The organism is Bradyrhizobium sp. USDA 3311 (assembly GCF_054062495.1).
The window spans coordinates 6,558,454-6,571,037 of record NZ_JBSSFI010000001.1; the positions used below are offsets into that span (position 1 = coordinate 6,558,454).

At 65.7% G+C, this 12,584-nt stretch carries 13 protein-coding genes; all 13 read left to right on the forward strand.

Annotation, left to right across the window (positions count from 1 at the left end):
- Positions 1 to 151 precede the first annotated feature (151 nt).
- The 13 genes from lptF (at position 152) to ACVWW6_RS31720 (ending at position 12,569) form a co-directional block, all read left to right on the forward strand.
- Positions 152 to 1,321: an LPS export ABC transporter permease LptF gene (gene lptF / locus ACVWW6_RS31660; RefSeq protein ID WP_011086881.1), complete on the forward strand. Its 1,170-nt coding sequence runs from the start codon at positions 152 to 154 to the stop codon at positions 1,319 to 1,321.
- A complete protein-coding gene (gene lptG, locus ACVWW6_RS31665) occupies positions 1,318 to 2,415 on the forward strand; it encodes an LPS export ABC transporter permease LptG (protein ID WP_028171096.1) in 1,098 nt (365 codons plus the stop codon). The genes lptF and lptG overlap by 4 nt, the downstream gene beginning before the upstream one ends.
- Entirely contained in the window at positions 2,415 to 4,901 is a 2,487-nt protein-coding gene (locus ACVWW6_RS31670) for an LPS-assembly protein LptD (protein ID WP_456682016.1), read from the forward strand. Before lptG ends, ACVWW6_RS31670 begins: the two co-directional genes overlap by 1 nt.
- Before the next feature lie 68 nt (positions 4,902 to 4,969).
- Positions 4,970 to 5,896, forward strand: a complete 927-nt coding sequence (locus tag ACVWW6_RS31675) for a peptidylprolyl isomerase (protein WP_028171094.1) — start codon at positions 4,970 to 4,972, stop codon at positions 5,894 to 5,896.
- A complete protein-coding gene (gene pdxA, locus ACVWW6_RS31680; protein WP_304552984.1) occupies positions 5,896 to 6,933 on the forward strand; it encodes a 4-hydroxythreonine-4-phosphate dehydrogenase PdxA in 1,038 nt (345 codons plus the stop codon). Before ACVWW6_RS31675 ends, pdxA begins: the two co-directional genes overlap by 1 nt.
- A complete protein-coding gene (gene rsmA / locus ACVWW6_RS31685) occupies positions 6,933 to 7,787 on the forward strand; it encodes a 16S rRNA (adenine(1518)-N(6)/adenine(1519)-N(6))-dimethyltransferase RsmA (RefSeq protein ID WP_304552983.1) in 855 nt (284 codons plus the stop codon). The genes pdxA and rsmA overlap by 1 nt, the downstream gene beginning before the upstream one ends.
- A 24-nt stretch (positions 7,788 to 7,811) precedes the next feature.
- Positions 7,812 to 8,870, forward strand: a complete 1,059-nt coding sequence (locus ACVWW6_RS31690; protein ID WP_456682017.1) for an alcohol dehydrogenase — start codon at positions 7,812 to 7,814, stop codon at positions 8,868 to 8,870.
- A 74-nt stretch (positions 8,871 to 8,944) separates the two neighbouring features.
- Positions 8,945 to 9,175, forward strand: a complete 231-nt coding sequence (locus tag ACVWW6_RS31695) for a hypothetical protein (protein ID WP_038968058.1) — start codon at positions 8,945 to 8,947, stop codon at positions 9,173 to 9,175.
- Positions 9,176 to 9,383: 208 nt separating this feature from the next.
- Positions 9,384 to 9,575 (forward strand): hypothetical protein, encoded by a 192-nt coding sequence (locus ACVWW6_RS31700; RefSeq protein WP_271612803.1) that lies wholly within the window; start codon positions 9,384 to 9,386, stop codon positions 9,573 to 9,575.
- A gap of 36 nt (positions 9,576 to 9,611) precedes the next feature.
- On the forward strand, positions 9,612 to 9,788 hold the full coding sequence (locus tag ACVWW6_RS31705; protein WP_202633022.1) for a hypothetical protein: 177 nt from the start codon (positions 9,612 to 9,614) through the stop codon (positions 9,786 to 9,788).
- Complete coding sequence (locus tag ACVWW6_RS31710) at positions 9,788 to 10,066, forward strand: hypothetical protein (protein WP_456682018.1); 279 nt, start codon at positions 9,788 to 9,790, stop codon at positions 10,064 to 10,066. Before ACVWW6_RS31705 ends, ACVWW6_RS31710 begins: the two co-directional genes overlap by 1 nt.
- A gap of 630 nt (positions 10,067 to 10,696) precedes the next feature.
- Positions 10,697 to 12,043 (forward strand): caspase family protein, encoded by a 1,347-nt coding sequence (locus tag ACVWW6_RS31715; protein ID WP_456682019.1) that lies wholly within the window; start codon positions 10,697 to 10,699, stop codon positions 12,041 to 12,043.
- 28 nt (positions 12,044 to 12,071) lie between these two features.
- The gene (locus ACVWW6_RS31720; RefSeq protein ID WP_271612800.1) at positions 12,072 to 12,569 is read left to right on the forward strand and encodes a hypothetical protein; all 498 of its coding nucleotides are present in this window, start codon (positions 12,072 to 12,074) and stop codon (positions 12,567 to 12,569) included.
- The last annotated feature ends 15 nt before the right edge of the window (positions 12,570 to 12,584 follow it).

Below are 12,584 nucleotides of genomic sequence, written 5' to 3' on the forward strand. Positions count from 1 at the left end.
CATTTTGTTGACGGATCAAAGGGATGGTAGTGAGAGAGTAAGCCGGCGTAAGAGCTGTTTGTCCGACCTTGGGGATCCCCTTCCGGGGATTGGTTGGACGGCCAGAACTCCGGCCGACATTGGGGACTTGGTGGGATTCGTGCGGTAGCGCATGGGGTCAATCGATAGGTATATCTTCCGCACGACGCTGGCGTCGTTTGCGCTGGTCCTGGTCAGCCTCACCGGCGTGATCTGGATTACGCAGGCGTTGCGCGGCATCGACCTGATGACGAGCCAGGGTCAGACCATCCTCACCTTCCTCGGCATCACCAGCCTCGTCGTGCCCGCGCTGGTCCTGATCATCTCGCCGATCGCGCTGATGATCGCGATCTCGCACACCCTGAACAAGCTCGCGACCGATTCCGAGATCATCGTGATGAATGCCGCCGGCTTCTCGCCGTTCCGGCTGTTCTATCCGTTCTTCTACGCCACCTGCGTGGTGGCCCTGCTGGTCGCCTTCATCGCGGCCTATCTTGCGCCCGACGGCATGCGGCGGATCAAGCAGTGGGACGCCGAGATCACCGCCGACGTGCTCACCAACATCCTCCAGCCCGGCCGCTTCGCGCAGCTCGACAAGAACCTGACGATCCGGATCCGCGAGCGCCTGCCGGGCGGCATCCTCGCCGGCATCTTCATCGACGACCGCCGCGATCCCAACGAGCGCGTCTCGATCGTCGCCGAGCATGGCGAGGTCATGAAGAACGACACCGGATCGTTCCTGGTGCTGGAAACGGGAAATCTGCAGCGCTTCGAGGTCGGCAAACGCGATCCCGCGCTGGTGGCGTTCGGCCGTTACGGCTTCGACATGTCGAAGTTCTCCGGTCAAGGCCGCGACGTCACCCTCGGCATCCGCGAGCGCTATCTCTGGGAGCTGTTCTCGCCGTCCGAGGATGATCCCGTCTACAAGCAGATTCCCGGTCAGTTCCGCTCGGCCTTGCACGACAGCCTGTTGGCGCCGATCTATCCGTTCGCCTTTGCCGTGCTGACCTTCGCCTTCCTCGGTGCGCCTCGCACCACCCGCCAGAGCCGCAATTTCTCGATCGGCTCGTCCATCGTCGCGGTGTTCGGCCTGCGCATGGCCGGCTTCGCCTGCTCGGTGATGGCGGTGAAGTCGCCCGCCGCGGTGCTGGTCCAATACGCGATGGTGCTGGGCGCCATCGGCGTCGGGATGTGGATGATCGTCGGCGGCATCGTGGTCGAGCCGCCGCCCCGCCTCATGGAGGCCATCAACAGGTCGAACGCGCGCATCGCACGGCTATTCGGACGGCCGGCCACCGCATGAGCATGCTCACCAATACACTCGGGCGCTATTTCGCCGGCCGCTTCGTGGTCGCGGCGCTCGGCGTGTTCGCCAGCATCTTCCTGCTGCTGGTGCTGGTCGATTACATCGAGATGGTGCGCAAGACCTCCGGCCTTGCGTCCGCCTCGGCGATCATGGTGGCCGAGACCTCGCTGTTCCGGGTGCCGCAGCTCCTGGAGAAACTGACGCCGTTCTGCATGCTGATCGGCGCCATGACCTGCTATCTCGCGCTCTCGCGAAGGCTGGAACTCGTGGTCGCGCGCGCCGCCGGCGTCTCGGCCTGGCAGTTCATCTCGCCGGCGCTCGGCAGCGCGCTCCTGATCGGGGTGATCGCCACCGTCGCCTACAATCCGATGTCGGCCAATCTGCGCGAGCTCTCCAAGCGCATGGAGGCCGAGCTGTTCGGCTCGGCGCCCGGCGGCGGCATCCAGGACGCCTCCGGCTTCTGGCTCAACCAGGTGACCAACGACGGCCAGACGATCATCAATGCGGCGCGCAGCGAGCAGCAGGGCGTCCGGCTCACGGGGCTCACGCTGTTCCGGTTTGACACAGAGCAGCACTTCAAGGAACGCGTCGAGGCGCGCGAGGCGGACCTCGAAGTCGGCCAGTGGATATTCAGGAACGTCCGCCGCTTCTCGCTCGACGGGCCGCCGATCGAGCAGGCCGTTCTGGCGATTCCGACGACGTTGACCGAGGCCCAGGTCCGCAACAGCTTTTCCACACCCGAGACTGTGTCCTTTTGGCAACTACCGAGCTACATCCGCTCCTCCGAAAGCTCAGGCTTCGCGACAGCCGGCTATCGACTCCAGTATCACAAGCTGTTGGCGCAGCCGTTTTTGCTCGCCGCCATGGTGATGCTCGCGGCCTCGGTGTCGTTGCGTTTCTTCCGGATGGGCGGCGTGCAGAAGATGGTTTTGAGTGGCGTGGGCGCAGGCTTTCTGCTCTACGTTCTGTCGAAAGTGACTGAAGACTTGAGCAAGGCTGAGTTGATGCATCCGATCGCTGCGGCGTGGTTGCCCGTGGTGGTGGGCGGCCTCACCGGCTTTTTGGCCTTGTTGTACCAGGAGGACGGTTAGTGACTGCCGTCCATCGAGGGCCCGTGTCTCGTTTGACGCGCCGCACTGTGATGCGCGCGAACGGGCGAGGCTTGTCCGTGCGCAGGCTTCTGCTCGCTGTCGTCGCTGCCGTCTCGCTCGGCGGGCTGATCGACATTGCCACCGTGGCGCCGGCCTCGGCCCAGTTCACCTATAATCCGCTGCCGCCACGTCCGAAGCCGCCGAAGGCCGCCAACGACAACCAGATGCTGGTTCAGGCGACCGAGGTCGACTACGACTACAACAATTCGCGCGTCTCCGCGGTCGGTAACGTCCAGCTGTTCTACAACGGCACCAGCGTCGAGGCCGACAAGGTCATCTACGACCAGAAGACCAAGCGGCTCCATGCCGAAGGCAACATCCGCATGACGGATGCCGACGGCAAGATCACCTATGCCGAGATCATGGATCTCTCGGACGATTACCGCGACGGTTTCGTCGATTCGCTGCGCGTGGACACCGCCGACCAGACCCGCATGGCCGCGACCCGTGCCGACCGGTCCAGCGGCAACTACACGGTGTTCGACAACGGCGTCTACACGGCCTGCGCGCCGTGCAAGGACGATCCGAAGAAGCCGCCGCTGTGGCAGGTCAAGGGTGCGCGCATCATCCACGACCAGCAGGAGAAGATGCTGTACTTCGAGACGGCGCAGCTCGAATTCTTCGGCGTGCCGATCGCCTACATGCCCTATTTCTCGACGCCCGACCCGACCGTGAAGCGCAAGTCCGGCTTCCTGATGCCCGGCTACTTCCCCGGCACGACGAACACCGGCTTCGGCGCCGAAGTTCCCTATTATTGGGCGATCGCGCCCGACATGGACGCAACCTTCACCCCGCGCTTCATGTCGCGACAGGGCGCGTTGCTGCAAGGCGAATTCCGTCAGCGCTTGATCGACGGCGCCTATCAGATCCGCGCCTACGGCATCTACCAGCTCGATCCCGGAGCCTTTGCCGGGCAGCCCGGAGACCGCCAGTTCCGCGGCGCTATCGACACCAAGGGTCAGTTCGCGCTGAACGACAAATGGGTCTGGGGTTGGGACGGTGTCCTGATGTCCGACTACTATTTCTTCTCGGACTATCGCCTCGCGGCCTACAGGGACCCGCTCGGATCGTTCCTGAACCTGCCGACCGATGCGATCTCGCAGCTTTATCTGACCGGCGTCGGCAATCGCAGCTTCTTCGACGCGCGCACGATGTACTGGCTGAGCTTCTCGGGCAACCAGAACCAGGTGCCGATCGTCTACCCCGTGATCGACTACTCGAACGTGCTCAACTATCCGGTGTTCGGCGGCGAGTTCAGCTACAAGACCAACTTCGTGAACCTGTCGCGTGACACCGCCGTGTTCGATCCGATCACGACGCTCGCCAACACCAACAGCCTGTGCACGACGGCGTCGGCCGATCCGCTCGCGCGCACGCCGTCGCAGTGCCTGCTGCGCGGCTTCCCCGGCACCTATACCCGCCTGACGGCGGAAGCGCAGTGGCGCAAATCCTTCACCGACCCGCTCGGCCAGATCTGGACGCCGTTCGCCAGCCTCCGTGCCGATGCGATCAACTCCTCGGTCTCGAACCAGCCGGGCGTGTCGAACTACCTGCCGGTCGGCGACACCCAGGCGATCCGCCTGATGCCGACCGTCGGCCTCGAATACCGCTATCCCTTCATCAACGTTCAGCCCTGGGGCTCGACCACCATCGAGCCGATCGCGCAGATCATCATCCGCCCGAACGAGACCTATGCCGGCAAGCTGCCGAACGAGGACGCGCAGAGCATGGTGTTCGACACATCGAACCTGTTCAGCGTCGACAAGTTCTCCGGTTACGACCGCGTCGAGGGCGGCGGCCGCGCCAATGTCGGCGTGCAGGCCACCACGCAGTTCGACAGGGGCGGCGCCGTCAAGACGCTGTTCGGCCAGTCCTACCAGCTGTTCGGCATGAACTCCTACGCGGTCCAGGACTCCATCAACACGGGCGTGGATTCCGGTCTCGACAAGCCTCGCTCCGACTACGTGGCGAGCATCGCCTACTCGCCCAACCGCACCTACACGTTCAGCGTCCGCTCCCGCATGGACGAGCAGACCTGGAACGTCCAGCGTTTCGAGGCGGAAGGCCGCGCCAACTTCGATCGCTGGTCGATCAGCGTGATGTACGGCAACTACGCGGCACAGCCGGAACTCGGCTATCTGACGCGCCGCGAGGGCATCCTGACCTCGGGCTCGCTCAAGGTCGCGACCAACTGGGTGGTGTCGGGCTCGGCGCGCTGGGACCTCGAGGCCAACAAGATCAACCAGTATGTGCTCGGCGCCGGCTATGTCGACGATTGCTTCGTGCTGGCGGCGAACTATGTAACTTCGTATAGCTATTCGGCGGGCACTACGCCGCCAGTGCTGAGCCATGCGTACATGTTCACGTTCGGGCTGCGTACGCTGGCGACCTCGTCGACGACCAGCAGTACCGGCGGCCTCCAGTAAACGGTTTGAAGTGCCGACCGCGTTGCCCCAATCGCAGGTTCACCGCGGCTGACATGCGAGCGAGATCCATGACGACTGCCTTGCCTTTGTTCCGCCTCCTCCTCGTCCTCGCCGCCCTGTTTCTGGCCGGCACGCCGTCGCGCGCGCAGAACATCGTCGTCATGGTCAACGGCGATCCGATCACCGATTTCGACATCGACCAGCGCTCCAAGCTCGACCTGCTGACGACGCAGAAGACCCCGAGCCGGCAGGAGGTCATCAACGAGCTGATCGACGACAGGGTGAAGCTGAAGGAAGGCAAGAAGTACGGCGTCGATCCCGGCGTCTCCGACATCAACCAGTCCTTCGAGGGTATGGCGCAGCGCATGCGCATCACGACGGATCAGCTGACCAAGTCGCTCGAGGTCAAGGGCGTCCGCCCGGAGACGTTGAAGGCCCGCATGAAGTCCGAGATGGTCTGGACCAGCCTCGTGCGCGGCCGCTTCAAGGAGAAGCTGATGGTCGGCGAGCGCGACGTCGCGCAGGCGGTGCAGGCCCAGGCCGGCGACAAGCTGCAGATCGAGGGCACCGAATACAAGATGCAGCCGATCGTGCTGATCGTGCCGCGCGGCTCGTCTCCGGCCTTTCAGGAAACGCGGATGAAGGAAGCCGAACAATATCGCTCGCGCGTTGCGAGCTGCGAGGAGGCCAATTCGCTGTTCCGCTCGACGCCGAACGCCACCATCCGCGAGAGCGTCACCAAGACGACCGCGGAGCTGCCCGAGGCGCTGCGCAAGGTGCTCGACGACACGCCGATCGGCCATCTGACCGCGCCGGAGGTGACCAAGGCGGGCATCGAGATGGTGGTGCTCTGCTCGCGCAAGCCGACCATGATCGACACGCCGAAGAAGCGCGAGGTCCGCGAGAAGATGTATCAGGAGAAGTACGAGAAGACCCAGAAGGCCTATCTCGACGAGCTCCGCAAGGCGGCGATGATCGAATATCGCAACCGCTGATGGCCAACCACGCAGCAAAGCCCCTCGCCCTGACCCTGGGAGAGCCTGCCGGCATCGGCCCCGACATCACGATCGCAGCCTGGCTCCGGCGCCGCGAGCTGAACCTGCCCGCCTTCTACCTGCTCGGCGACGAGGCGCTGATCGCGCGGCGCGCCAAGACACTGGACAAGACCCTGGGTAAGGCGCTCGGCGCCGAGATCCGGATCGCCTCCGTGAGCGCACACGAAGCCGCGGCCGCCTTCACCGAGGCCCTGCCGGTGGTTGCGACCGGCGAGCGCGCCACGGCCGAACCCGGCCAGCCCGACGCCTCGAGCGCGCCGGCTGCGCTCGCCTCGATCCGTCAGGCGGTGGCCGATGTCCGGGCCGGCCGCGCCGGCGCCGTCGTCACCAATCCGATCGCCAAGAGCGTGCTCTACCGCGCGGGCTTCCGCCATCCCGGCCACACCGAATTCCTCGCCGAGCTCGCCGCAGAGGACGGCCGCGTGCCGCAGCCGGTGATGATGCTGTGGTCGCCGCGGCTCGCCGTGGTGCCCGTGACCATCCATGTCTCCCTGCGCGATGCGCTGTCCCAGCTCACGAGCGAATTGATCGTCTCGACCGTGCGCATCGTCGCGACCGAACTGAAATCCCGCTTCGGCATCGCGCGGCCGCGTATCGCGATCTCCGGACTCAATCCGCACGCCGGCGAGGACGGCTCGCTCGGCCACGAGGAGCAGACCATCATCGCGCCTGCGCTCAAGACATTGCGCAACGACGGCATCGACGCCAGGGGGCCGCTGCCCGCCGACACCATGTTCCACGAGGCCGCGCGCAGCCTCTATGACTGCGCGGTCTGCATGTATCACGACCAGGCGCTGATCCCGATCAAGACGGTCGCCTTCGACGACGCCGTCAACGTCACGCTCGGCCTGCCCTTCATCCGTACCTCGCCCGATCACGGCACCGCCTTCGACATCGCCGGCACCGGCAAAGCCAATCCGGCGAGCCTGATCGCAGCGCTTCAGCTCGCCAGCCGCATGGCGGCTGCCAAGACCTGATGAGCGCGATCGACGACCTCCCGCCGCTGCGCGAGGTCATTCGCCAGCACGCGCTGTCGGCCCGCAAATCGCTCGGCCAGAATTTCCTGCTCGATCTCAACCTCACCGCGCGCATCGCGCGCGCGGCGGCGCCACTGGACAACTCCACCATCGTCGAGATCGGCCCGGGCCCGGGAGGACTAACCCGCGCCCTGCTTGCGCTCGGCGCCAGGCGCGTCGTCGCCATCGAGCATGACGAGCGCGCGATCCCCGCCCTGCAAGATATTTCCGCGCGCTATCCCGGCCGGCTCGAGATCGTCCACGGCGATGCCATGACCTTAGACCCGCGTCCGTTGCTCAATGGCGAAAGCGCAAAGATCGTCGCCAACCTGCCCTACAACATCGCGACCCAGCTTCTGATCAACTGGCTCACCACCGAACCATGGCCGCCCTGGTACGACATGATGGTCCTGATGTTCCAGCGCGAGGTCGGCGAGCGCATCGTGGCGCGCGAGGACGAGGAAGCCTATGGCCGCCTCGGCGTGCTCGCCAACTGGCGCTGCGAGACGAAGATCCTGTTCGACATCGCGCCGTCCGCCTTCGTGCCGCCGCCCAAGGTGACCTCCTCCGTCGTGCGCCTGGTGCCGCGCGCCGAGCCCCTGCCATGCGATCGAAAAATGCTCGAGCAGGTCGCGGCGGCCGCGTTCGGCCAGCGCCGCAAGATGCTGCGGCAAAGCCTGAAATCGCTCGGCGTCGATCCGGCGCGGCTTGCGCAGGCCGCCGGCGTCGATGCGACGCGGCGCGCCGAGACCATTCCGATATCCGGCTTTGTTGCCATGGCGCGTGAATTGGCGGATATACGCAGCGAAGGCTAAGACAGAAATTCCGGAGGAAAGAAAATGGCGTTGATGCGTCGGCAGTCGCTGGTCAAGTTCGATGCGCCCTTGTGCGAGACCATCGTCGACACGCCAAAGCCGAAAGGCGCCGAGGTGCTGGTGCGCATCGAGCGCTGCGGCCTCTGCCATTCGGATCTGCACATCCAGGACGGCTATGCCGATCTCGGCGGCGGCAAGAAGCTCGACACCACGCGCGGCATGACGCTGCCCTTCACGCTCGGCCACGAGATCGCCGGCGTCGTCGATGAAGTCGGCCCCGACGTTCCGGGCGGCCTCGTCGGCAGCAAGAAGGCGGTGTTTCCGTGGATCGGCTGCGGCCAGTGCCGCGACTGCGCCAATGGCGACGAGAACCTCTGCGTCAAGCAGCGCTTCCTCGGCGTCTCCATCGACGGCGGTTTCGCCACCCACGTGCTTGTGCCCGACGCGAAATATCTGCTCGACTACGATCCCCTGCCCGTCAACCAGGCCGCGACGCTGATGTGCTCCGGCGTCACCGCCTACGGCGCGCTCAAGCGCCTGGTCGACCGTCCGCGCCAGCGCAACCTGCTGCTGATCGGCCTCGGCGGCGTCGGCATGATGGGCCTGTCGTTCGCGCAGGCGATGTTCAAGCAGCCGATCACGGTCGCCGATCTCTCGCCGGCCGCGCGCGACACCGCACTGAAGAACGGCGCAGCCAACGCCTACGATCCGGCCGAGCCCGACGTGATCAAGCGCATCCTCAAGGAGACCGAAGGCGGTTTTGACGAGATCGTCGATTTCGCCGGCAACGAGAAGTCGATGGCGTTTGCGGTCGCGATCGCCGCGCGCGGCGGCAAGATCGTGGTCTCCGGCCTGATGGGCGGCCAGTTCACGCTGCCCATGGTGCAATGGGTCTACAAGCGCATGACCATCGAAGGCTTCATGGTCGGCACGCTTGCGGAGGCCAAGGAGCTGATGGCACTCGCCCGCGCCGGCAAGATCAAGCCGACGCCGATGCGCGAGGAGCCGATGGGCGACGTCCAGAAATGGATCGACGAATTGCGCGCCGGCAAGGTCGTCGGCCGCATCGTGCTGAAGAACTGACACCGCCCGCGGCGGCCGGACGCAAGTTTCGCCCGCCGCGCGGAACGGCTGCGGCCACGCCGCGTTGGCAGAGTATGTCCATTCGCTGCACCGTCGAGAGCGCGTTCTTCATCGCCTGGGGCTTCCTGGAGCAGAGCGGAGAGCTCGGCCCTCCGGACGAGACCGCGAATGTCCTTCTCGACGCCATCGAAGCCCAGCTCAGAACCGGTGAACGCCGGCAGTTGATGCTCGCGAACAGAGCGATCGATACCTGGCGTGCCCACGCGGCGAAGCGCCGGCCGTCGCAGGAAGCCCGCTTCGGATGATGGGCGGCGGGCGATGGCCTCGGGCCCCGTTCCGGCAAATGCGCCACCGCCATCGAGCCCAATGCCCGCCCCTTCGATGAAGACAGGAAGCTTCCGCTCCGCCACACCATCATGCCGATTGCCAGCCGATCACTTCGGCCTGACATTGGAACGTCGCGCGCCTCGGGCGCGTTTGTCTCTCGTGAAGGCAACGACGGAGTCAGAGCTGATGACAAGGCCGCTGACGAAGACAGTGCAACCTGTTCCTGAAGAAAACCAGAGCCACAAGGGCGCCGGCAGCGCGCCGTCGGTCCCGGTCGACACCACCAAAGGCCACCGCGACGACGAGAAGCAGAATATTCGCGAGCAGGCGGCGCACGGCAATCTCACCCAGAACACAAGCAACAGGCGCAAGGGATAAGCGATACACCGGGGGGTAAAACGAGGAGAGACGAACGTGGTCAGTCTCGGCAAGTGGTACGATCCGATATCCGAACGCTGGATCGTGCCGCGCGAACCCCGCCCTGAGACGCCATCCTCCCCAACGAGCGAGAACCACGTCCTGGAGCTTCAAAGGACGGTCGAAATCCAGCGCATCTGGCGCGCGCTCGTCGATTGCTGCGCACGCGATTGATGCTCGCGCGCAGCAACGGAGGAACCCGCCGTCGGCTGCATGTGTTGTCATTCCGCATGAACGATCCCGCATCGCCCGCAAGGCCAGTCGCAGTCGCGATACGCTGTCTGTCGATGATCGTCGGCTGCGCTTGCCTGCTGCTCGCGGCTGTTTGCTTCGCTATCGCGGCGCAGGTCTTTGTTCAGACCGGTGTGTTCGCGCAATCCTACGCGTTGGTGGGACTTATGAGCGCCGTGCTGGGGCTTCTGGCGCTGACGTTGGCGCGAGTCTGGAAATAGGCTTTCGCAATTTGGCGCCTTCGCCGGCTCTCGCCATGAAGCCACCTCCCGCTCCGTCATTCCGGGATGCGCGCGCAGCAGGCAGGCCCGGAATCCATCGGGCTACGCGTTCTGCCGTGGATTCCAGGCTCGCCCTTCCAGGGCGCCCCGGAATGACGCGCATGACCAGGCGTGGCCGTCCGCGGACGGAGAAGTCGTGTGGTCCTGACGCCCGGGGTCTGTGCGTCAAGTCCTGCGGTGATGTGGCGGCCCGACCGGGCGCGCGTATCAGCGATCGGCAGGGCGACGGGGGCAATAGTGCATCGCTCCCCGGGGAGAGCACGAAGGACACCGTTAAAACCATCCGCGCAGGGAAGGCCGGGCGACCGGCATCACCTGTGGTCCAAACCGTGTGCACTTCTATCGCGCACGGACGTGCGTGTGCCGCCGGCGCCCGGCCTTCCCTGCGCCCTTTGGCCTCCATCGGGCGGCGAACGGAAGCAAGGCTCGGGCAAGACCTGCCGCGGGAACGCACAGCCGCGCCTCTTTCCCGGCACGATGCGGACGGGCCCGTGGCCGCACAGAATGTCGCACCGCTTTTCGCCCGCGCACCTAGCTGGTAGATTGGCGCCATTGCTTTGGGGAATTTTTATGCGCGCGAGGATTTTCAATCGCGTTGTGGGGCTGGCGGCACTCGCCACAGCGCTGCTCGTCGCCGCGGCAACGCCCGCATCCGCCGATAAGCGCATCGCGCTCGTCGTCGGCAACTCCGCCTACAAGAACATCACGCCGCTCGACAACCCGTCCAAGGACGCCAGCCTGATGGCGGAGACGCTCAGCACGCTCGGCTTCACACTAGTCGGCGGCCGCGCCCAGCTCGATCTCGACAAGGGCGCGATGGACATCGCGGTGCAGAGCTTCGGCCGGCAGGTGCAAGGCGCCGACGTCGCGCTGTTCTACTATGCCGGCCACGGTGTCCAGGTCGCCGGCTCCAACTATCTCGTGCCGGTCGGGGCCAATCCGACGCGCGAGGCCGACGTCGACTTCCAGATGACCGACGTCAATCTCGTGCTGCGCCAGATGCAGGGCTCCGGCACGCGGCTCAACCTCGTCATCCTCGACGCCTGCCGCAACAACCCGTTCGGCTCGCGCGGCTTGCGTTCCTCCGACGGCGGCCTTGCGCAAATGCGCGCACCCGAGGGCACGCTGATCTCCTATGCGACGCAACCCGGCAACGTCGCCCAGGACGGCAGCGACGGCCATAGCCCCTACACCAAGGCGCTGGCGACGACGATCCGGACCGCAGGTCTCGACGTATTCCAGACCTTCAACCAGGTCGGCCTCGCCGTGAAGCGCTCCACATCGGGCGCGCAGCAGCCCTGGGTCTCGTCCTCGCCGATCGACGGCACCTTCTATTTCGTGCCGCCGACGCAGACGGCTCCGCCGCAGGTCGCGGCGGTGCAGCCCGATCCGCTGCCGGCGGATCGCCTGCGCGCCGATCCTGACCGCGTCCCCCTACGCGATGCCGCATTGCTCAGCGAACTCAGCGAACGGCTCTACGAGCTCAATTTCGATCCTGACACGCCCGACGGCCTTACTCGCTCCATCACGAAGCTTCAGCAGCGGATATCCATGGCGCCGACCGGAGAGGCGACCGAAGGCCTGCTGCTGCGGATGCGCAAGATGGACGATCTGAAGCCATGGGGCTCGATCGTTTACGGCCCCGACGGCAGTAAATGGGGCATGTCGTGGAACCACGCCTCGCGGCGCGCGGCGGTCGCGGATGCGCGCGGCAACTGCGCCGGCGCCAAATGTCCGATCGAGCTTTCCTTCTATGGCAAGGGCTGCGGCGCCTTCGCGATCTCCGACAAATCCTGGTCGCTGGTCCAGCGCGAGGGCGTCCAGCGCGCCAGGGATGCCGCGCTTGACGAATGCGGCAAGGCTGGCAAGGCTTGCCGCATTATCGGATCCGTCTGCGCCGACGGCTCCGGCCGCTGATACGATTTTCATTTTGGATTATTTGCTCATGCCCAATTCCATCGCCCGCACGTTCGCTCTCGCCTCCCTCCTCGCCCTCGCCTCGTCGTCCGCCTTCGCGCAATCCGGCAGCGCCGGTGGCTCGATCGGCAATGACGAGAAATCGCTGTCCGGCTCGCGCCAGGATCCTTCTTCAGGCCGCTCGGCCGAGCCCGCGCCCTCCGCGCGCCGGAGCAAGCCGGCGGCCGAGGAACGCTCGGCGCCGCGGAGAAGCGGCGGCGGTGGTGGCGGCGGTTTCGACGGCGCCTGGGTCGTCCTCAGCGTCGGCTGCGGCGGTTCGACCTCCGGCGCGGTGGTCGTGAGCTCGGGCCGGGTCATCGGCGAGGGCGTCAGCGGCAGCGTCAGCGCGAGCGGCGCGGTTCATACCTCCGGCGCGGGCAATGGCGTGACGTTCACGGGCGCCGGCCGCCTTTCGGGGCGCAGCGGTTCCGGAACCTTCCGCCGCTCCGACGGCTGCTCGGGAACATGGACCTCGACCAAACAATAATGGTCGAAAATGCCT

Coding starts and splice junctions, on each gene's coding strand:
- lptF (WP_011086881.1), top strand. CDS start 152: ATGGGGTCAATCGATAGGTATATCTTCCGCACGACGCTGGCGTCGTTT.
- lptG (WP_028171096.1), top strand. CDS start 1,318: ATGAGCATGCTCACCAATACACTCGGGCGCTATTTCGCCGGCCGCTTC.
- ACVWW6_RS31675 (WP_028171094.1), top strand. CDS start 4,970: ATGACGACTGCCTTGCCTTTGTTCCGCCTCCTCCTCGTCCTCGCCGCC.
- pdxA (WP_304552984.1), top strand. CDS start 5,896: ATGGCCAACCACGCAGCAAAGCCCCTCGCCCTGACCCTGGGAGAGCCT.
- rsmA (WP_304552983.1), top strand. CDS start 6,933: ATGAGCGCGATCGACGACCTCCCGCCGCTGCGCGAGGTCATTCGCCAG.
- ACVWW6_RS31690 (WP_456682017.1), top strand. CDS start 7,812: ATGGCGTTGATGCGTCGGCAGTCGCTGGTCAAGTTCGATGCGCCCTTG.
- ACVWW6_RS31695 (WP_038968058.1), top strand. CDS start 8,945: ATGTCCATTCGCTGCACCGTCGAGAGCGCGTTCTTCATCGCCTGGGGC.
- ACVWW6_RS31700 (WP_271612803.1), top strand. CDS start 9,384: ATGACAAGGCCGCTGACGAAGACAGTGCAACCTGTTCCTGAAGAAAAC.
- ACVWW6_RS31710 (WP_456682018.1), top strand. CDS start 9,788: ATGCTCGCGCGCAGCAACGGAGGAACCCGCCGTCGGCTGCATGTGTTG.
- ACVWW6_RS31715 (WP_456682019.1), top strand. CDS start 10,697: ATGCGCGCGAGGATTTTCAATCGCGTTGTGGGGCTGGCGGCACTCGCC.
- ACVWW6_RS31720 (WP_271612800.1), top strand. CDS start 12,072: ATGCCCAATTCCATCGCCCGCACGTTCGCTCTCGCCTCCCTCCTCGCC.